Genomic DNA, 19,887 nt, shown 5'->3' with positions numbered 1-19,887 from the left:
CTGATTATGTCCATTTTACCATAGAAACACTTATTACGCCTTTATTCGCACGCATAAAAAAACCATGTTTCAAAATAGGGGTCAGAAGCTCACTCCTATTTCAAAACACGGTCTTGTCTTAAATTAAAAATTGCGAATCAATGCATCTGCAAACTCGGAACATTTTACTTCTGTCGCACCGTCCATTAAACGTGCAAAGTCGTAAGTAACCGTTTTGGCAGCGATTGTTTTTTCCATCGATCTAATAATCAAGTTCGCCGCCTCACCCCAGCCAATATGTTCAAGCAACAATGTTCCAGAGAGAATCACGGATGATGGATTCACTTTATCAAGGTTTGCATATTTCGGAGCCGTGCCATGTGTCGCCTCAAAAATCGCATGTCCCGTCAAGTAGTTAATGTTTGCGCCTGGAGCGATACCAATTCCGCCAACTTGAGCCGCAAGCGCATCAGAAATATAATCCCCATTCAAGTTCATCGTCGCCACGACATCAAATTCTGCTGGACGTGTCAAAATTTGCTGTAAGAAAATATCTGCAATGGAGTCTTTAACTAAAATCTTGCCTGCCGCAAGCGCCGCGTCCTGCTTTGCATTGGCCGCGTCGACACCCTCTGCTTCCACAATCCGGTCATATTCAGACCACGTGAAAACTTTATCGCCAAATTCACGCTCTGCAAGGTCGTACCCCCATGTTTTGAAGGCTCCTTCTGTGAATTTCATGATATTTCCTTTATGAACAAGCGTTAATGATTTGCGTTTTTCTTTAATCGCATACTCAATCGCCGCACGTACCAAGCGCTCTGTTCCTTCTTTGGAAACAGGTTTCACGCCAATTCCCGATGTTTCGGGGAACCGAATTTTATTTACACCGAATTCATCACGTAGGAAATCAATTAACTTCTTCGCTTCTTTACTTCCCTCTTTGAATTCAATGCCTGCATAAATATCTTCCGTATTTTCACGGAAAATGACCATATCAGTATCCTCAGGTCGCTTTACAGGAGAAGGAACCCCTGTGAAATAACGAACTGGGCGTAAACACACATACAAATCCAACTCTTGACGGAGCGCTACGTTTAGCGAGCGGATACCGCCACCAATCGGCGTTGTAAGAGGCCCTTTAATCGCAATTAAATACTCATCAATTGTATCTAGTGTCGCTTGCGGTAGCCATTCACCTGTTTGATTAAACGCTTTTTCACCTGCTAAAACTTCACGCCAATCGATTTTCTTTTCACCATTATATGCTTTTTCAACAGCTGCATCTAGCACGCGTTTAGAAGCGCGCCAAATATCCGGGCCTGTGCCATCGCCTTCAATAAATGGAATCACTGGATTATTTGGCGTTTTTAAAACACCATCTACTACTTGGATTTTTTCACCTTGTGTCAAATTAATTCCCCCTTGTAATTATTAGTCCCGTTCATTGACAGGAATATATTCTCTTGATTCTGGTCCTACGTAAATCGCACGCGGTCGAATCAAGCGGTTATCACGGTATTGTTCAAAAATATGCGCCAACCATCCTGATACACGGCTCATCGCAAAAACAAGCGTAAACAAGTCATGATCGATGTTTAGTGCGTGATACACAGATGCTGAATAGAAATCGACATTCGGTTTCAAATGCTTAAATTCCCAAACTGCCTCTTCAACCTCAGCTGAAATATCGTAGTATTCTGGCTCGCCTTTTTTCTCAGTAAGCTTCCGAGCCATTTCTTTCAAATGATACGCACGTGGATCGCCACCTTGATAAACACGATGACCAAAGCCCATAATTTTCTCTTTGTTATCAATTTTATTTTGAATGTATTCGCGCACATGCCCTTTTTCTTTCATTTCCTCAATCATGTCAATAACGCGCTCATTCGCACCACCATGAAGCGGTCCTTTGAGTGCCCCAATTGCTGCCGTAACACCAGAGTAAACATCGGATAATGTAGCAACACAAACACGCGCAGTAAACGTGGAAGCATTAAATTCATGATCAGCATGTAACACTAGCGCCTTATTCATTGCATCCACTTCCAAATAACTAGGATCTTCGCCGGTTAGCATGTATAAAAAGTTCGCTGCCATACTCAAATCATTGCGCGGTGGAATTGGGTCCAAACCACGACGAATCCGTGAAAATGCGGCAACAATCGTAGGCATCTTCGCTTGCAGACGAATTCCTTTTCGGTACACAGCTTCCCCATCATCCATCTCCGCTTCCGTATCGAACACACCAAGCATCGAAACTGTTGTACGAAGAACACTCATCGGATGCAAGTTTTGGTGGTGTTGCAAACGCAGACTCGTAATAATAGATTCAGAAACTGCCATATTCTCATGTATTTCGCCCTTAAATTTTGCCAAGTCTTCTTCATTCGGCAAACGTAAATGCCACAATAAATAAATAACCTCTTCAAATGTTGCATTACTTTCCATTAGATTGTCAATGCCGTATCCAACATACGTTAACATGTCATCTATAATCGAGCTAATTGACGTTTCCGCCACATATACATTCTCTAAACCTTTTGAAACCGTCATTATTTTTCCCCCTAACAATATCAAATTTAGCGTCTTATGCTATGTAATTGTTTTGAATAATAATTTACTTGAATAAGGCGACACCTTGCATCAGGACATACGCAATCCCAGCTGCGATGACTGGTCCAGCTGCAATGCCACGAAATAGCACCACTGCTAAAATCGTACCAAAAACAAGTGAAACCGTCACTTGTGGGTCAACCGCCATATAACCGACACCTTTTTTCGCCAAAATGGATACGGCAATCCCCGCCAACAAAGCAATCCAGCCCGCTACTGATTTAAAGGAATCCACTAAATCCTTAAAACCAATTTGTCCCGTCGCAATCGGAATTAGGATGGCAATTGTAATTATCGTCACACCCCAATTTATTCCTCGCGATTGAATCATCTCCATAACTCTTCCATCCACATGAAAAAGTTTCAACAGAATCACCACAGCAACCGCAATAATCAGTGAATTATTTTTTGCTAATAGTCCAAGTCCTAGAAATAAAAGTAAAAATAACATGCTTTCTGTAAACAAGAAGAACAAACCTTTCCTTCTGAGAAAATGTCAGATTAATTGTATTATAACACACCTGTACCCCTTGATGTAAAGCGATACTTATCGTATATCTGAAAATAGATAAGAAAAGTCAATCGCCTTCTATTTCATATCAAAATAGGTAAAGTTGCCTTGATTCATGCGATGTTCTATCCAGCGATTGATGCGCGGTTTCATCCATGAACGGATAAATGGCAGGAATAGAAGAAGGCCGCATAGAGATGTAATAATACCTGGAATGACGAGTAGGAACCCTGCTAGGATGAGGCAAATTGTGTCGAGTAAATATGGAGAAATGCTTTTTCCTTCACGCATGTTTTGGGTAATGACCCGCCATAAGCGTTTGATGATGAAAATGCCAAATGCTGTGGAGGCGATTTGGATGAAGAGAAGTGGCCAGAAGCCGATCCATTGGAATAGGAGGATGTAGATGAGTAGTTCGATTACGCCATATGCGGCCCAGTAGTAGATTATTTTTTTCATAGTGGTTGTGCCTCCTTTGTGGTTTGATTTTATTATAGCGTAGTTTTGGTGAAATGAGAAAGATTAGAAAAACCAGATCAGTATCCGTGTTAGGGATGTGATCTGGTTTTGAGTTTCTTCTTGTTTGGAACCTTCGGATCCAGCTTTGTTGTGATTCTTATGAAGCGTCGTTTGCTGAGTTAGAACCTCAATATGCAGTGGAATGTAATGAAACTGCCTTCCATGTTTTGTGTCGTGGTTCGCGCCTCCGGATCCAGCTTCAACAGCCAACTCCTCGAAAACTTCACGCCCTCCGCAAAAAGCAAGAACAGCTTTTTACTACGGCCGCTCCAGTTTTTTTCGGAGCTGAACGGGCTGTTTCAGCACTTCTATTAATGCGTCGCTGTTTTCCCATTATATACATTACCTTGGCGTGCGTCGACTGTTACTGTTTCGCCGTCTTTGACAAGGTCTGTTGCGTTTGTTGCGCCAACGATTACTGGAATGCCTAGTGTGATTCCAACAACGGCTGCATGGCTTGTCAGGCCGCCTTCTTCTACAACTACCGCTGCGCTCTTCTCGAATGCTGGCAACATTTCTTTGTCTGTTGTTTTAACGACAAGGATACCGCCTTCTACTGCTTTTTCTAATGCTTCTTTGTTCGATTTAGCAATGACTGCTTGACCGATAACAGAAGTAGAGCCAATTCCATGACCAGATACTGCTTTGTCACCAATTAATTGGATTTTCATTAGGTTGGTTGTACCAGATTCTGTAACTGGAACACCTGCAGTGATGATGATTAGATCGCCTTGTTTTGCAAGACCAGATGCTAAAGATTCTTTTACCGCAAGATCAAACATGTCATCTGTGTTGGCAATCGGTGCTGCTAGACGAGGATATACGCCCCATACTAGAGATAATCCGCGACATACACGCTCGTTAAAAGTAACCGCTAAAATATGTGATTTTGGACGGTATTTTGAAATCATGCGTGCTGTATGACCACTTTGTGTCGTTGCAACAATTGTCTGTACGCCTAGATTACGCGCTGTGTGACCAACTGCTTGGCCAATCGCTTCTGTCATGTCTGAATTTTGGTGTGCTTTTAGGGCGAATTTATCTTGAGCAACGAGTGCTTCTTCCGCACGTAGCGCGATTTTATGCATCATTTGTACGGACTCTACCGGATAATCCCCAGCTGCTGTTTCACCGGAAAGCATGATTGCATCTGTACCATCGAAAATGGCGTTAGCTACGTCACTTGCTTCTGCGCGAGTTGGGCGCGGGTTACGTTGCATAGAGTCTAACATTTGTGTTGCTGTAATAACTGGTTTTGCAAGTTTGTTACATTTTTTAATCAATTGTTTTTGAACAATCGGAACTTCTTCGGCAGGAATTTCGACGCCTAGGTCACCACGAGCAACCATTAGACCTTGAGACACTTGGAGGATTTCATCAATATTGTCAACGCCCTCTTGATTCTCGATTTTAGGAATGATTTGCACGTGTGTTGCGTTGTGCTCTTCTAGAATTTTTGTAATTTCAAGAACGTCTGTTGCACGACGAACAAATGATGCCGCGATAAAGTCAATGCCTTGCTCTAGACCAAAACGGATGTCATTTGCATCTTTTTCTGTGATACCAGGTAAGTTAATCGATACGTTTGGCACGTTCACGCCTTTTTTGTTTTTAAGTACGCCTGGGTTTTGAACTGTTGTTACGAGCTCGCGGTTAGCAGTATCTTTTTCGATAACTTCAAGACCGATTAATCCGTCATCTAAAAGAATTGTAGAACCGATTTCCACATCGTCAAATAGTTCTGTGTATGTTACGGAGAATTTCTCTTTCTTTCCAAGGACTTCTTCCATTGCAACACGAACAGTGTCCCCTTTTGAAAATTCTAATTTACCGTTTTCCATATCGTTTGTACGGATTTCAGGACCTTTTGTATCAAGCAAAATTGCTACTTCTGTTCCTGTAATCTTAACGGCTTCACGGATATTTTTAATACGTGCGCCATGCTCTTCATAATCACCATGTGAAAAATTAAGACGACATACGTTCATACCTGATTCGATTAATTGTACTAATGTTTCCACCGTTTCACTTGCAGGACCTATCGTACAAACAATTTTAGTTTTTTTCATCTTTTATACTCCTCCTAAGAATACCTATTCATTCATTCCTTATTATAAACGCATCGGCTTCATTTTACCAGTAACTTCACTAGTGCTCAAGGACTTTGTGAATCCATGTGCATGTTGCCCAAAATTTCTAGTTCTTTTTAGGCACTATTTTATGTAGCCTGTTTTCATACTTTTTTCATTTTAATCCGTAGGAAAAGGCTTCTAAGTTATGAAAAAACTAGAAACCTCAACCAGTAATATTAATATTAAATAGATAGGATTGTTGCCAAATCGAACATTTCTTTATCAATCACATGTTTTTCTTTCAAAACGGCTGTGATATCATTCTCAACGATTTTATTATTTTGAATCCCGACAGCTAGACCACCGCGGTTCTCCATCAATAAATCGACAGCACGCGCACCTAAACGGCTCGCTAATACACGGTCAAAAGCAGTTGGACTACCACCGCGTTGTACGTGTCCTAAAACCGTTACGCGAGCATGGTAATCGCCAAACTCAGCTAACTGATTCGCGAATTCGTTACCAGAAATAACACCCTCTGCAACAACGATAATACTATGTTTTTTACCACGAGCCAGTCCTTTATTCAGGCGCTCTACAACATCTTCCATCACAAAATTATGCTCAGGAACGATAATAGCTTCAGCGCCACCTGCTAGCCCAGACCAAAGTGCGATATCACCAGCATCACGACCCATTACCTCAATGATAAAAGTACGTTCATGACTTGTCGCTGTATCACGAATTTTATCCAATGCATCGAGTACCGTGTTTAATGCCGTATCAAAACCGATTGTAAAATCAGTACCAGAAATATCATTATCGATTGTTCCTGGAATACCAACTGTTGGGAAACCACGTTTTGTTAAAGCTTCGGCCCCGTGATAAGAACCGTCTCCACCAATAACAACAAGGCCTTCAATACCGAATTTCTTCAATTGCTCGATACCTTTTAGTTGGCCTTCCTCTGTCGCAAATTCAGGATAACGCGCCGAGTAAAGGAACGTTCCTCCGCGATGTAGAAGATCGCCAACAGAACCTAAGTCCAGCTTATGAATATCTCCATTCACAAGACCTAAAAAGCCATAATCGATACCATAAACTTCTAGTCCTTCATAAATACCTTTACGAACGACGGCACGAGCCGCAGCGTTCATTCCTGGTGCATCTCCACCACTTGTTAAAACTGCAATACGTTTCATCAAAATCCCACCTCAAACAATGAATATTATTTTTCATCACATGTTTACATTCTACATCACTTTTCTTAAAAATGAAAGCATGAATCTAGTTCTTTTTTCATATTTTGTGAAACCTTTCATTAATTCCACCCGCGCATGGTGTGTACCAATTGCTTTCTATTAAGAATTGGTATAGGTTTATTACCCGTTGCTAGAGTGGGCCAAACATAGTATAGTATGTAACAAAACGCCATTTTTCAAGTGGCTAAAAAGCCATTAAAATACGCACCAACATGCTTGGCGCGTACTTTAATGGCTTTTTGATACTTATAACTCTTCATAGACACCGATTTTCTTAAATTTCTCATACCGCTGATTTGCTAGTTGTTCACCGTCAAGTGCTGATAAGGAATTCAAACTTTTTCGTATTACTGCCGAGATAAGTGCCGCTTGTTCTTCCACGTTACGATGAGCTCCACCGCGTATTTCTGGGATGATGCCGTCTGTAATACCTAGATCAAATAAATCAGTAGCCGTTATTTTCATGGATTCTGCTGCTTGTTTAGCAAGCCCCGCATCTTTCCATAGAATTGCTGCTGCACCCTCTGGCGAAATAACGGAGAATACAGCATTTTCTAGCATGTAAATTTGGTTTCCCACGCCAAGGGCTAAAGCACCACCACTACCGCCTTCTCCAATAACTATCGAAATAATTGGGACAGTCATATCACTCATTTCATAAAGATTACGGGCGATTGCTTCGCTTTGTCCTCGTTCTTCTGCTGCACGACCAGGATAGGCGCCTTTCGTATCAATAAAACAAATAATTGGGCGCCCAAATTTATTGGCTTGTTTCATTAATCTTAAGGCTTTACGAAAACCTTCTGGATGTGGCATTCCGAAATTACGGTGCAGATTATCTTTCGTATCTTTTCCGCGTTGATGTCCTATAACCGTCACTGGTGTGCCATTAAATGTTGCAACTCCAGCTACAATTGCGGCATCATCACCAAAGTAGCGATCACCATGTAGTTCCATAAACTGGTCGAATACGAACGGAATATAGTCTAGCGTCGTTGGCCGTTCGGGATGGCGTGCGACTTGGAATTTATCCCATGCAGACATGTTGCCATAAATCGCATCTTCTAGTTTGCCAAGGCGAATCTCCAATTTCACGATTTCTTTTGTCAAATCAACATCGGATTTTTCATTATATTCTTTGAGATCGGCAATTTTTGTTTGTAATTCTAAAATTGGTTTTTCAAATTCTAGCTCATTTGCCATTTGCCGAATCCTCCTTTTTCGTATGGATATCTAAGAGGAATCGTAATGTTTCCCGCATATCAAGGCGCGAAATAACCTCATCAAGCTGACCATGCTTCAATAAGAACTCCGCTGTTTGGAAGTCCTCTGGTAATTCTTCGCGAACTGTTTGTTCAATAACACGACGTCCGGCAAAACCAATCATCGCTCCCGGTTCTGCAAAATTATAATCTCCAAGTGAGGCAAAGCTCGCAGAAACACCACCTGTCGTTGGGTGAGTCATGATTGAAATCGCAAGTCCCCCATGGTTGCTAAAACGCTTAAAGGCAGCGGATGTTTTTGCCATTTGCATCAATGACACCATGCCTTCTTGCATTCTGGCACCACCTGACGCCGTAAAAATCACAAAAGGTACGCCTAACTCGTCTGCTTTTTCTACGCCTCGCAATATTTTTTCTCCGACAACCGAGCCCATACTGGCCATCCGGAATCTAGAATCCATCACCGCCACCACAAATGGCAATCCCACAATCGTTGCCGTCCCCGTTAAAATGGCTTCGTTCAAGTCGGTTTTCTTCTTATCTTTTGCAATTCTATCCATATAGTCTTCAAACCCTAGCGGATTTGCAGTTGTTAAATTACCGTCTAGCTCCATAAATGAGTCTTCATCAACCAGATACGAAATTCGCTCCTGTGCTCCGAGGGAATGATGGTACCCACAATAATTACAAACCTTCAAGTTCTTCTGTAATTCTTTGGAGTACATAATTTTCTTACATGAAGGACATTTCGTCATGATACCTTCTGGCACATCAGGCTTTGAGCCGTCTGAAGGAATCGTCGCATATTTTCTTTTCTTTGGTTTTGTAAATAAATCTCCTAACAAAGGATGACCCCCTTTTTGAAACAATCTCTTTTCTAGTTTAACTTTTGATTTTCGTCCACTTTCCATAGTAGCATTTTTCAGCGCATTTGTCTTATCTAATATTCAGTCTTACTACTATACCATAATTTTTTTATTTTTAAAAAGGCTAACGAATGATAAAATTACCTTCGCCGAGAAGTTCTACGATTGCCCTAGCCGTTTCAGGGCTCCCATTAATACTGAATTTCGGCTGCAATTGGGTGGTTTTCTTTGTTGTTTCATCGTGTAAAATAACGCTTATATCTCCGCGATTAGCTAGCAAAATTGGTTTTAGCTGTTCCAACTGATTTATATCTTTAATCCGTAAAAAGGCACGTTTTGGAACTTCAATATCCTTCACGTTTTCTGCCTTGTTAACGACAAGTTGTAGTTCGCCATTCCGCTGATCTACTTTTGCTTGGAGGAGTACAATAATCCCTTTTTCAGCTAGTTCCGTGTATTTTCGGTAGGCTTCAGGAAACATGACAGCGCTGATTTCGCGACTATCATCACTGATTGTTAGGAAGCACATAGACTCTCCTTTTTTAGTGCGAATTGTTTTGATATCATGAATATAGGCTGCAATTTTATAGATTTTACCAACTTGGATTTGTGATAAAGATGTTATATCGAGCAATTTTAATTTATCGTGATAAAACGTAACAGGATGCGCCGAGACATATTGCCCAACGTATTCTTTTTCTTTTTCTAGTTTTTCGTCGATTGGAAGCGGACTTGCCTCTCTGTATTTCGGTTTCATTTTGCGGAACAATTCATCATCGGTTGTGAAAAGATTAATTCCTTTTTCGTCATCACCGAGCAGGCTTACATATTGTAATGCAGCATCCATGGAGGCAATATACGTGGCGCGATCTTTGCCAAATTCATCAAAACAGCCTGCGTAAATCAATGCTTCTAAGACTTGTTTCGTTAATTGCTTTTGAGGCATCCGTTCACAAAAGTCAAAGAAATCTTTAAACGGTGCACCTTTTCGTTCGTTCACAATAGCTAATACGAACTTACTCGGAACTTTTCGAACCATGCGCAAACTGTACCTAATCGCATTGTTCTCTACTTGAAAATGATAGTAACTGTGATTGATGGATGGGCCGCTCATTTTGATACCATAATTTTTGGCTTCGGTAATATATTGACTGATTTTATCATCGTTTCCAATAACTGCGCTCAGAAGTGAGGCCATAAATGCTGCCGGATAGTTAGCTTTTAAGTAAGCTAGTTGAAATGCGATTTTGGAATAAGCGACTGCATGACTTCTATTGAAACCATAATTGGCAAAACGGACAATTAAATCGTATACTTCATTAGCGCTTGCTTGCGTATAGCCTTTTTTGACCGCACCTGAAATGAAGTGAATCCTTTCTTCTTCTAGAACATCAGCTTTCTTCTTACTAACAGCGCGGCGTAGTAGATCTGCCTCTCCAAGCGAGAATCCAGCCATTGAAGAGGCCACTTGAATAATTTGCTCTTGATATACTATAATCCCATAAGTAACACCCAAAATCGGCTCTAAATCTGGATGCGGATAGATGATATCTTGTTTACCATGTTTCCGCGCGATAAAGGTATCGATTTGTTCCATTGGACCTGGGCGATAAAGCGCATTCGTTGCGACAATATCCTCAAAAGAAGTTGGCCGTAGATGCTTCAGAACACGCCGAATACCATCCGATTCAAACTGAAAAATTCCCGTCGTATCGCCTTTTTGGAAAATTTGAAGCGTTTTCGCATCGTCAAGCGGAATATCCTGTAAGGTCAATGCTGTATCACGAATATGATTCACATTTTTTAACGTTCTATCCAATAATGTTAAATTTCGAAGGCCCAGGAAATCCATTTTTAACAACCCTATTTTTTCAAGATCCCCCATCGCAAATTGAGTCAAAAGCGCGTCCCCGCTCCCTTTTTGTAAAGCAATTTGGTCAACAAGCGGTTCGTCGCTAATAACAACTCCGGCAGCATGTGTGGAAATATGGCGTGGAAGCCCTTCGATTTCAGTGGCAATTTGCCAGATGAGCTGGTTTTGTTCAGAACTGATGATATGGCGTTGGAGTGCAGCTGATTGTTCGTAAGCTTTTGTGAGTGTCATGCCCAGCTCGCGTGAAATAAGCTTTGACCAATCGGATAATTGGACACAATTCAAGCCGAAAGTTCGTGCTGTATCTCGCACCGCTGCTTTTGCGGCTAATGTTCCAAACGTTCCGATTTGAGCCACGTGCTGCATGCCATACTTTGCAACAACGTAAGAAATGACTTCATCACGCCGATTATCCGGGAAATCCAAATCGATATCTGGCATGCTGATTCGCTCTGGGTTTAGAAATCGTTCAAATAATAAATGATATTGAATCGGATCCACATCTGTAATTTGTAGCACGTAAGAAACAAGCGAGCCAGCCGCCGAACCCCGACCAGGTCCTGTTAAAATCCCATTTTCTCGGGAATATTTCATAACATCCCATACGATTAGAAAGTAATCCGAAAAACCCATCTCCTGAATGACTTTCAGCTCATAATCCAAACGTTCCCAGTAAACATTATCAGGATTCATGATACGTTTTTTTAACGCTTCATAACATAAATCTTTCAAAACCGGCCCTGCTTCAAATCCGTTTGCTAATGGGAATTTAGGCAATAAATGCTGATCCATCGCGATTTCCACATGGCACATATCCGCGATTTTAGTCGTTAGCTCCAACGCTTCTTTTTCAAATGGTGTTGTAAATAAGTTCTCCATCTCCTCAGGGGTTGCGAAATAAGCTCCTCCTGTAAGCGGTAAGTTATGCCATGCTACCGTTTCATTATCACGAATCGCGCGTAAAATTTCCGTGCTTCTGACACCACTCGGCTCCAAATACTGGACATTTTTCGTTGCTACAGCTGGGATCCGATTCCCTTCACAAAAATTAAGAATCGCTTCGTAATGAGGATTCTCCTTTTGTAATGTCATATAAAACGCAGACTCTCCTGCAATTTCTCGCCATTTCGCAACGACTAACTGCGCGTCTTCATGCATCCCTTGGCGAATGAGCCGCTCTATTTCACCAGCTTCCCCTGGCGAAAATAACAACAAGCCCTCACAATAAGATTCAAGCCATTTTAAGGGTAATTTCTGCTCCTCACGCGTTTCAATCGCGCTCGAAATTTTGAGGAGGTTTCTGTAACCTTGCGTTGTTTTAGCGAGCAGGAGTAGTTCATAAGTCTCAAGCGGTTGCATAACGCCTTCCACAGAAATCGTCATCCCAACCAGAGGCTTAATCCCTGCAGCACGGCATTTTTGATAAAATTCAATAACGCCATACATCACATTATGGTCAGTTATCGCAACAGCAGGATAATGAAATTGTTGCGCTTTTTCAATAATCCCATCAATAGCCGCCGTACTTGATAACAAATCATACGCACTGGCTACTTGTAAATGAACGAATCCCATTAGCCACATCTCCTCTCTACCCACAGTCTCATCTATATTATATCGGTTATCCCCAAAAAAAGAAACCATATGTTCGCTTTTTATTTACGCAAGATTAGTCATAATGTTGCATTGCTTTTTTTAAATTCGCTTGTATTTCTAGACGCAACGATTCAGGCTCGATAATTTGCACATCTGATCCGAAAGAAAGTAAGAAAGAGTAAAGCCAATCCGTTTTCGGCATTTCTGTCTTCACCACAATTTTGTCATAGGATTGTTGCATCATTTCAGCTGGAAAAATAGCTAATAAGCGATAATATACAGCTACCTCAAACACCAGATGCACAACTAATTTAGGTGCTGGCGTCACCGCTGCCTCTCGAAATATTTCAAATGCAGACTCATCGTAGTCAGGCCGGAAATAATCCATCTCAGCCATATCGACCATGCGATGAATATGAAATAAACGATACGCCTCTCGCAAATAACAATAGCCCCATAAATACCATGCACTTCCACGGTACCAGAGTTTAAGTGGCGCTACTTCTCTCCTCGTTTTTTGCCGATTACTATTATAATAGATAAAAGAAACTTTGCGATTCTCCAAAATACAGCGCTTCATCATCTCAAAAATCTCATTCCGTTCTGGTGGAGCGCCGTATTCAGCAGGATCAATGACAATCCACTCTTTTTGAGATGTATGCGACAGTGCTTGAAGTTTCTCAATCAATGTTGCTAATTCGGGAAAATTAGTTGTAGAAAGATTTTGAAGTGCCATTTGCAAAACATCTTTTTCCTTCTCAGTAATAGGAATTCTGGACAAACTAAACCCTTTCATCAGACTAATTCCACCAGCTCTGCCTCGTGTCATCTCAATCGGAATCCCCGCAAGTGAGAGCGTTTCGACGTCCCGATAGATTGTTCGGACAGATACCTCAAAATAGGCTGCTAATTCTTTCGCCTGTACTTGTTTACGATTCATTAACAAAATTAAAATTTCTAATAAACGATCAATTTTCACGACAGCTCACCTCTTTTATTTTTATCGTAACATATAATATGACAATATGCTGTCAATCGAATAGATTATCATAGAAGAAAAGGAGGTTTAAATAATGCAAACTATTTATGTAATAAAGAAAACACGAACGAATAATTTCAATGACCCTGATGTGGCTGACAAAATTGGAATGATGTGGACGGAAGTTCAGAATTTGCAACAAACAAATGCTACTTTTTATGGTGTTTATGAGGAGTATGAAAGTGATTACCAAGGCGATTATACCGTGAGTGTGGCCACAAGCATCCGCCCTACTGAAACCGCTAAGGAAATCATGATTCCAGATCAGAGATATCAAGTGTTCGACGTTGAAACAGATGTTTTTGAGACGTGGCAGCAAATTTGGAATACTCCACTTGATCGAAGTTACCTTTTTGACTATGAAATGTATTTACCAGATGGCACGATTCAAATTTATATTGGTCTGAACGCATAGAAAAGGAGCGGTACATCCCGAAAAATTAGATGTACTGCTCCTTTCTCAATTACATAATGCTTCCAATTTCGCAACCATTTCTGGAATTTCTGACTCCGATTCAAGCGTCGCCCCTGATGCTAATGGATGTCCGCCACCACGATATTGTTTTGCCAAACCATTGATAACTGGTCCTTTTGAGCGCAGTCGGGCTCGAATAATAGCGCCATCTTCTATAAATAAAATCCACGCCTTAATCCCAATCACACTATCAATCCGGTTTACCAATTGCGCTGCATCACGCGCCGTGACATCGAATTGCTCCAATAGATCGCGATTAATATAAATATGGGCCGCACCATTTGCCGACATCTGGAAATTTTGTAAAATATAGCCTGACAGCTTAACAGCATTCAATGGCGTTTCGTACATTTTCGTAAAGATTTCCGTCCGATTAAACGGGAATGTAACGAGGTCTGCCGCATACCGCAACGTTTCTGGTGTCGTATTCGGGAACAAGAATCGCCCTGTGTCGCCAACTATACCTGCATATAACAACCGTGCTGCCTTCTCGTTTAGCGTCAAATTTTCGGGAAATGTTTCCACAAACGCAGTAATCATCTCACTACAAGAAGAAGCTGTTGTGTCGACCCAACTGTAATCTCCGTATGCATCGTCATTCGGGTGATGATCAATCTTCACAAGCTCTTTACCAGCCGAAAAACGCGCATCATCAATCCGCTCCGTGTTCGCCGTATCACAAACAATCACAAGCGCATTTTCGTAAACCGAATTAGCAATGACATCCACTTCTCCAAGAAAATTAAGCGACGGCTCGCCTTCTCCCACACAATAAATCAACTTATCAGGAAAACTCGCTTCTAAAACTGCCGCCAATCCCATTTGCGAACCATATGCATCTGGATCAGGTCGTACATGCCGATGAATAATAATTGTTTCATATTTCTTAATAACGTCTAAAATTGCCTTTTTCATCCTCGTATGATCACTCCTTATCGTTCCATCATTTGGCAAGCAACAAGCGCTTTACCGACTAAAATACCTTCCAAATACAGCTCGATATCAATTTTCCCCGCCTTACGCCCAATTTCCAAAATCCGCGGTTTAATAACAATTGTTGCATCCATTTGTATCGGTTTTAAAAAATAAATGGAGATATTTTCAATCGCCACATTCCGTTTCTTCAAAGAAAACAGTTTTTGCTGTACCACATCACATACAATTTGTGTAAAAACCCCGTAGGAAAGCGTTCCAATATTGTTCGTCATCTGTGGCGTCACCGTGAACTGAAAATCAAGTTCCGATGTATCATCATTAGGTTTCTCAATCAACTGATTCGTAATCGTATCATCAATCGTCTCACCAATTTGAGGTTGACGCTGAATCATTTGTAATGACTTCAAAATATCCTGACGACTCACAATTCCAATCAACGTCAAATCATCCTTCACAACCGGGATAACCTCAATACCTTCCCAAATCATCATGTGCGAAACCGAAGCTACGCTCATTTTGGGGCCAACCGTCAACGGATTTTTTGTCATCGCACGTTCAATTGAAATCGATAAATTTTTATCGATCACGTCTTTGCTCGTAATCATTCCTGATAGTCGCATTGCCTTGTTCACCACCGGAAAACGGCTGTGCCCCGTTGATGTTTCCTTCTTATACCAATCTTCCACCCGATCCGACGTATTCAAATAAGCCGTCTTCTCAAGTGGCGTCAAAATATCCTCTACAAACACGACTTCCTTCTTGATTAGCTGGTCAAAAATCGCCCTATTAATCATCGTTGCCACCGTAAACGTGTCGTATGTTGTTGATAAAATTGGCAGTTCCTTCTCATCCGCCAATTTCTTCACCGAATCCATCGTATCAAATCCGCCCGTGATCAGCACCGCAGCGCCACGTTCCAAGGCTAACTCCTGTGCGTCAACCCTATTTCCAACAATCACCAAATTACCCGCATCCGTATAGCGCTCCATCGCCTCAACAGTCATTGCACCAATCACAAACTTATTCAATGATTTATGAAGCCCCGCACGGCCACCTAAGACTTGACCATCAATCATATTCACAATCTCAGCATATGTCAGCTTCTCAATACTATCTTTTTGCTTCCGCTCAATCCGAATTGTTCCGACACGCTTAATCGTACTAACAAAGCCCACAATCTCCGCGTCCTTGATCGCCCTGTAAGCCGTTCCCTCACTAACCTGCAAGTTTTTCGCGATTTTTCGCACTGAAATTTTCTCACCAACCGCAAGCTCTTCAATATATTTCAAAATCTGCTCATGCTTTGTCGCCAAGCCACTCACCCATTCCCTCTAAATTGTCATCGACTCGCCAATCTCCAACACTTTCCCGCGCAATTCCACGTTCAAACTCGCCACAAACGCATGCGGGTCCTGCGCAATCAATGGAAACGTATTATAATGCATCGGCACAACCACTTTCGCCTGCAAAAATTCCGCCGCAATCGCCGCATCTTCCGGCCCCATTGTAAAATTATCCCCAATCGGCAAAAATGCTGCGTCAAGCTCGTTCAACTGTCCAATCAATTTCATATCCGAGAACAATCCCGTGTCGCCCGCATGGTAAATCGATTTCTCACCAATCGTCAACACAAATCCCGTCGGCAAGCCTAAATTAATAATTTTGCCATCCTTCACTGTTGAGGAACCATGAAACGCCTGCGTCAGCTTCACCGTTCCAAAATCAAACGACCGTTTCCCACCAATATGTAGCGGCGCCAAATTTTTCACACCCTCCATACTCAAAAACGTCGCCAACTCCACATTCGCAATCACCGTCGCGCCCGAATTCGCTGCAATCGCAACCGTATCCCCAACGTGATCATCATGCCCGTGCGTCACAATAATATAATCCGGTTTCTCATCCTCAACGACTAAATCACACTGCGGATTCCCCGAAATAAACGGATCGACTAAAATCGTTACACCCTCCGCTACTACTTTAATACAAGATTGCCCATGAAATGAAATTTGCATCATCTAACTTCCCTTCTGTACTACTAATTGTATCTACTACATAAACTATACCATAAAACGATTACAAAGTGTTGCAATAACACTGTTCCGTGATAACCCGCGCACCTTCAAAACACCGCTATACTAGTACAGAAAACACGCCCTGATATCTAATCAAAATCCGCAATTAATTTTTCTAACCCAGCCACCAGATGTTTCCGTTCTCTCCCCGAAAGAATCTGCTCCATCCCTTCATTCAAATCGTGAAACGCCTGCTGCACATAGCCAACCAACTTTTCGCCTTCTACCGTTAGAAAAATTTGCTTTTGCCGCTCATTATCACTAGGAATTTCTCGATAAATAAGCCCCTTCTTCTCCAGTTCCTTTAAAATATTCGTAATTGTCGCATTCTGTTTTCCTAAATAATTCGCTAGTTCCTTCTGAATCGTTCCCAAATGAGTCGCTACATAATTCAAGCTTTTTGCCTGTAAAAGATTCAAATGAACCCCTTTCAAACGTTTTGAAATATACTCCTGTTGAAGCAAACTCAACTGATAAATTTTCTCGGAAAGCTCATGTTCACCTGAAATCATATGCCTCTCCTCCTTCTTAAATAGTTTAATCCATAACAATTAAATTGACAACTGTTTAAGAAAGTCGTATAATCAGTTATGGCAAATAGTTTTAATTACAACTGTATTGAAAACAACTATCAAGGAGGAAGCCATTATGTCATTAACACCACAACAAATGCAAAATACCAAGCAAGAATTTCAACAAAACTTAGAACTATCAAGGTTAACCATCGAACAAATCGCGTCAGAACTACAAACAAGCCCTGAAAAAATCGAGTGCATTCTAAGATTACAGCAGAAATCCATCGAAGACCCGTGGATACTGAAAGGATTTTTAGAACAATACATTGTGAAGTCCGGCAAAAAGCCCGTCGAATTTAGCGCGCTACAAGGCGATTATCACCAATACTGGTTTTTAAGAACGAAAAAAATCGATAACATGCAACTAAGCAAAGGAAATCGTTGAGGAGGAAAGAAAATGACAACAACATTAATCACAGGTGGAAACGCAGGAATAGGATTCGAAACAGCGCGGCGTTTGAAAGAACTCAGACACAACGTTTACATCGGTTCGCGCGATGTGACTCGTGGCCAAGAAGCTGCCGCAGAATTAGGCGTCCATTTTGTACAGTTAGACGTGACGAATGAAGCATCGGTCGCACAAGCTGTAGCCGAAATCGAACAACAGGAATCCCACTTAGACGTCCTAATCAACAACGCCGGCATTTCCGGGCCATTCGCTTCCCCGCAAGATATTACCGCCGAAATGATGGAATAAGTTTACCAAGTCAACGTTTACGGCGTCGTGCGCGTAACCAATAACTTTTTACCACTTTTGCAAAAATCCACGCAACCCATTATCGTCAATGTTAGCAGCGGCCTAGGTTCGTTCGGTCAAGTTCTGAATCCTGAACAAATCGAGTCCAAACTAAATCCACTTGCCTACAGCTCCTCCAAGTCCGCCGTTTCCATGCTGACTGTACAATACGCCAAAAGTTTTCCAAATATGCAAATTAACGCCGTTGACCCAGGTCCAACCAAAACCGGCTTAACCGGACAAGGCCACCAAACCGTTCAAGAAGGCACCGATGCAATCGTACAAATGGCAACCATTGACAAAGATGGCTCCACCGATATTTTTATGAGCCGCGATGGCATTATTCCATGGTAAACATTTAAGTTCTGCGCAGTTTCGTGGTATGATAAAGCGAACGAAACAAGGAAAGAAGGATGAATGATGGAAAAAAATATCGATATTTTGCAAAACTGGCTGAAAGAACAAGGAGCTGAGGTTGCGTTCATCACCGACCCTGAAAACATCGCCTATTTCACCGGTTATCACAGCGATCCGCATGAACGTGTACTAGGCCTCGCTGTGTTTCCCGAAGTAGCGCCATTTCTTTTCACGCCAGGTTTGGAAGTAGAAGATGTAAAAAACAGCGACTGGTCTCACGATGCATACGGTTACAGCGACATCGAAAATCCATGGGAAATTATCGTAACCGAGATTACCAAACGCGTACCAAACGTGAAAAAATTCGCCATCGAGAAATCCCATATGAGCGTGGACCGTTTCGAAATTTTATCCAAATACTTAACCGATGCAACATTCATTTCTATTGAAGAAAAAATTCAGATGATCCGCCTTATCAAGACGCCAGAAGAACTCGCAATTCTAAAAGAAGCCGCACTTCTCGCCGATTATGCCATCCAAGTAGGCGTTGATGAAATCGCAGAAGGCAAAACCGAAGCCGAAATCGTCGCGAAAATCGAATATGAAATGAAGAAAAAAGGCGTGTCCGCGATGTCCTTCTCAACGATGGTCCTTACCGGTACAAATGCTGCCCTACCACACGGCACACCGGGCGATACGAAAATCCAAAAAGGCGACCTCGTTTTATTTGACCTAGGTGTTGTCCATAAAGGCTACTGCTCCGACATTACGCGCACCGTGGCATACGGCAAAATTAGCGCAGAACAAGAGAAAATCTACAACACCGTGCTAAAAGCCCAACTTGCAGCCATTGAAAAAGTAAAAGCAGGCGTTCCTGCAAAAAAAATTGACCTGACCGCCCGCAATATTATCAAAGATGCAGGTTACGGCGACTATTTCCCACATCGACTCGGTCACGGTCTAGGAGCAAGCGTCCATGAATTCCCATCCATCACAGAAACAAACGACATGGCGCTACAAGAAAATATGGTCTTCACTATTGAACCCGGCATTTACGTCCCAGGCGTTGCAGGCGTAAGAATAGAAGACGATATTGTGGTGACAGAAAATGGATATGAAGTTTTGACTGAGTTTCCGAAAGAATTGGCCTATGTGAAATAAATCAAAGAAGTAGTTC

The 19,887-nt window shown here is 41.8% G+C and carries 17 protein-coding genes and 1 pseudogene; 4 read left to right on the top strand and 14 right to left on the bottom strand.

The annotated features are described in order from the left end of the window. Positions 1 to 123: 123 nt before the first annotated feature. From icd to R8925_RS01625, 10 genes are all read right to left on the bottom strand, one after another. Positions 124 to 1,392, bottom strand: coding sequence for an NADP-dependent isocitrate dehydrogenase (gene icd, locus R8925_RS01670; RefSeq protein WP_430534199.1), 1,269 nt, complete (start codon positions 1,390 to 1,392; stop codon positions 124 to 126). A gap of 21 nt (positions 1,393 to 1,413) precedes the next feature. Next, complete coding sequence (gene citZ / locus R8925_RS01665; RefSeq protein WP_430534198.1) at positions 1,414 to 2,535, bottom strand: citrate synthase; 1,122 nt, start codon at positions 2,533 to 2,535, stop codon at positions 1,414 to 1,416. A gap of 64 nt (positions 2,536 to 2,599) precedes the next feature. Then, positions 2,600 to 3,061, bottom strand: coding sequence for a DUF441 domain-containing protein (locus R8925_RS01660; protein ID WP_430534197.1), 462 nt, complete (start codon positions 3,059 to 3,061; stop codon positions 2,600 to 2,602). Positions 3,062 to 3,184: 123 nt separating this feature from the next. Next, complete coding sequence (locus R8925_RS01655; RefSeq protein ID WP_430534196.1) at positions 3,185 to 3,565, bottom strand: FxsA family protein; 381 nt, start codon at positions 3,563 to 3,565, stop codon at positions 3,185 to 3,187. A gap of 371 nt (positions 3,566 to 3,936) precedes the next feature. Next, on the bottom strand, positions 3,937 to 5,694 hold the full coding sequence (pyk, locus tag R8925_RS01650) for a pyruvate kinase (RefSeq protein WP_430534195.1): 1,758 nt from the start codon (positions 5,692 to 5,694) through the stop codon (positions 3,937 to 3,939). Between the two features lie 245 nt (positions 5,695 to 5,939). Then, the gene (gene pfkA, locus R8925_RS01645; protein ID WP_430534194.1) at positions 5,940 to 6,899 is read right to left on the bottom strand and encodes a 6-phosphofructokinase; all 960 of its coding nucleotides are present in this window, start codon (positions 6,897 to 6,899) and stop codon (positions 5,940 to 5,942) included. A gap of 306 nt (positions 6,900 to 7,205) precedes the next feature. Then, positions 7,206 to 8,162 carry an acetyl-CoA carboxylase carboxyltransferase subunit alpha gene (locus R8925_RS01640; RefSeq protein WP_430534193.1) on the bottom strand — a complete coding sequence of 319 codons (957 nt, stop codon included), beginning with the start codon at positions 8,160 to 8,162 and terminating at the stop codon, positions 7,206 to 7,208. Then, complete coding sequence (accD, locus tag R8925_RS01635) at positions 8,152 to 9,093, bottom strand: acetyl-CoA carboxylase, carboxyltransferase subunit beta (RefSeq protein ID WP_488192512.1); 942 nt, start codon at positions 9,091 to 9,093, stop codon at positions 8,152 to 8,154. The genes R8925_RS01640 and accD overlap by 11 nt, the downstream gene beginning before the upstream one ends. Before the next feature lie 79 nt (positions 9,094 to 9,172). Then, positions 9,173 to 12,496, bottom strand: a complete 3,324-nt coding sequence (gene dnaE, locus R8925_RS01630; protein WP_430534191.1) for a DNA polymerase III subunit alpha — start codon at positions 12,494 to 12,496, stop codon at positions 9,173 to 9,175. A gap of 94 nt (positions 12,497 to 12,590) precedes the next feature. Then, complete coding sequence (locus R8925_RS01625) at positions 12,591 to 13,496, bottom strand: helix-turn-helix transcriptional regulator (protein WP_430534190.1); 906 nt, start codon at positions 13,494 to 13,496, stop codon at positions 12,591 to 12,593. Between the two features lie 94 nt (positions 13,497 to 13,590). Here R8925_RS01625 and R8925_RS01620 point away from each other — a divergent pair, with 94 nt between their 5' ends. After that, positions 13,591 to 13,971, top strand: coding sequence for a GyrI-like domain-containing protein (locus R8925_RS01620; protein WP_430534189.1), 381 nt, complete (start codon positions 13,591 to 13,593; stop codon positions 13,969 to 13,971). Positions 13,972 to 14,016: 45 nt separating this feature from the next. On the opposite strand, the gene R8925_RS01615 is transcribed toward R8925_RS01620, so the two are convergent. The 4 genes from R8925_RS01615 to R8925_RS01600 all read right to left on the bottom strand — a co-directional run bounded on the left by R8925_RS01615 (position 14,017) and on the right by R8925_RS01600 (position 17,554). Further along, positions 14,017 to 14,946 carry a DHH family phosphoesterase gene (locus tag R8925_RS01615; RefSeq protein ID WP_430534188.1) on the bottom strand — a complete coding sequence of 310 codons (930 nt, stop codon included), beginning with the start codon at positions 14,944 to 14,946 and terminating at the stop codon, positions 14,017 to 14,019. Positions 14,947 to 14,963: 17 nt separating this feature from the next. Next, positions 14,964 to 16,280, bottom strand: a complete 1,317-nt coding sequence (ytoI, locus tag R8925_RS01610; protein WP_430534354.1) for a CBS-HotDog domain-containing transcription factor YtoI — start codon at positions 16,278 to 16,280, stop codon at positions 14,964 to 14,966. An 18-nt stretch (positions 16,281 to 16,298) separates the two neighbouring features. Further along, complete coding sequence (locus R8925_RS01605) at positions 16,299 to 16,982, bottom strand: metal-dependent hydrolase (RefSeq protein ID WP_430534353.1); 684 nt, start codon at positions 16,980 to 16,982, stop codon at positions 16,299 to 16,301. 149 nt (positions 16,983 to 17,131) lie between these two features. Further along, positions 17,132 to 17,554: a MarR family winged helix-turn-helix transcriptional regulator gene (locus R8925_RS01600; RefSeq protein ID WP_430534187.1), complete on the bottom strand. Its 423-nt coding sequence runs from the start codon at positions 17,552 to 17,554 to the stop codon at positions 17,132 to 17,134. A gap of 136 nt (positions 17,555 to 17,690) precedes the next feature. Between R8925_RS01600 and R8925_RS01595 the strand changes: the two genes are divergently transcribed. The 3 genes and pseudogenes from R8925_RS01595 (at position 17,691) to R8925_RS01585 (ending at position 19,871) form a co-directional block, all read left to right on the top strand. Beyond that, on the top strand, positions 17,691 to 18,002 hold the full coding sequence (locus tag R8925_RS01595; RefSeq protein WP_430534186.1) for a DUF2316 family protein: 312 nt from the start codon (positions 17,691 to 17,693) through the stop codon (positions 18,000 to 18,002). 12 nt (positions 18,003 to 18,014) lie between these two features. Continuing rightward, positions 18,015 to 18,707, top strand: a pseudogene (locus R8925_RS01590) (SDR family NAD(P)-dependent oxidoreductase). A gap of 66 nt (positions 18,708 to 18,773) precedes the next feature. Beyond that, positions 18,774 to 19,871, top strand: a complete 1,098-nt coding sequence (locus tag R8925_RS01585; RefSeq protein WP_430534352.1) for a M24 family metallopeptidase — start codon at positions 18,774 to 18,776, stop codon at positions 19,869 to 19,871. Positions 19,872 to 19,887: the final 16 nt, after the last annotated feature.

The organism is Listeria rocourtiae subsp. hofi, assembly GCF_963575615.1.
Classification (GTDB): domain Bacteria; phylum Bacillota; class Bacilli; order Lactobacillales; family Listeriaceae; genus Listeria_A; species Listeria_A hofi.
Note: the sequence above shows the minus strand (reverse complement) of the source record. Positions and strands in the feature narration are given on the sequence as shown.

What these genes read in the sequence shown, in the direction of transcription:
- citZ (WP_430534198.1), bottom strand. Translation starts at nt 2,535, where the DNA reads ATGACGGTTTCAAAAGGTTTAGAGAATGTATATGTGGCGGAAACGTCA.
- R8925_RS01655 (WP_430534196.1), bottom strand. Translation starts at nt 3,565, where the DNA reads ATGAAAAAAATAATCTACTACTGGGCCGCATATGGCGTAATCGAACTA.
- pyk (WP_430534195.1), bottom strand. Translation starts at nt 5,694, where the DNA reads ATGAAAAAAACTAAAATTGTTTGTACGATAGGTCCTGCAAGTGAAACG.
- pfkA (WP_430534194.1), bottom strand. Translation starts at nt 6,899, where the DNA reads ATGAAACGTATTGCAGTTTTAACAAGTGGTGGAGATGCACCAGGAATG.
- R8925_RS01640 (WP_430534193.1), bottom strand. Translation starts at nt 8,162, where the DNA reads ATGGCAAATGAGCTAGAATTTGAAAAACCAATTTTAGAATTACAAACA.
- accD (WP_488192512.1), bottom strand. Translation starts at nt 9,093, where the DNA reads ATGGAAAGTGGACGAAAATCAAAAGTTAAACTAGAAAAGAGATTGTTT.
- dnaE (WP_430534191.1), bottom strand. Translation starts at nt 12,496, where the DNA reads ATGGGATTCGTTCATTTACAAGTAGCCAGTGCGTATGATTTGTTATCA.
- R8925_RS01620 (WP_430534189.1), top strand. Translation starts at nt 13,591, where the DNA reads ATGCAAACTATTTATGTAATAAAGAAAACACGAACGAATAATTTCAAT.
- R8925_RS01615 (WP_430534188.1), bottom strand. Translation starts at nt 14,946, where the DNA reads ATGAAAAAGGCAATTTTAGACGTTATTAAGAAATATGAAACAATTATT.
- R8925_RS01605 (WP_430534353.1), bottom strand. Translation starts at nt 16,982, where the DNA reads ATGCAAATTTCATTTCATGGGCAATCTTGTATTAAAGTAGTAGCGGAG.
- R8925_RS01600 (WP_430534187.1), bottom strand. Translation starts at nt 17,554, where the DNA reads ATGATTTCAGGTGAACATGAGCTTTCCGAGAAAATTTATCAGTTGAGT.
- R8925_RS01595 (WP_430534186.1), top strand. Translation starts at nt 17,691, where the DNA reads ATGTCATTAACACCACAACAAATGCAAAATACCAAGCAAGAATTTCAA.
- R8925_RS01585 (WP_430534352.1), top strand. Translation starts at nt 18,774, where the DNA reads ATGGAAAAAAATATCGATATTTTGCAAAACTGGCTGAAAGAACAAGGA.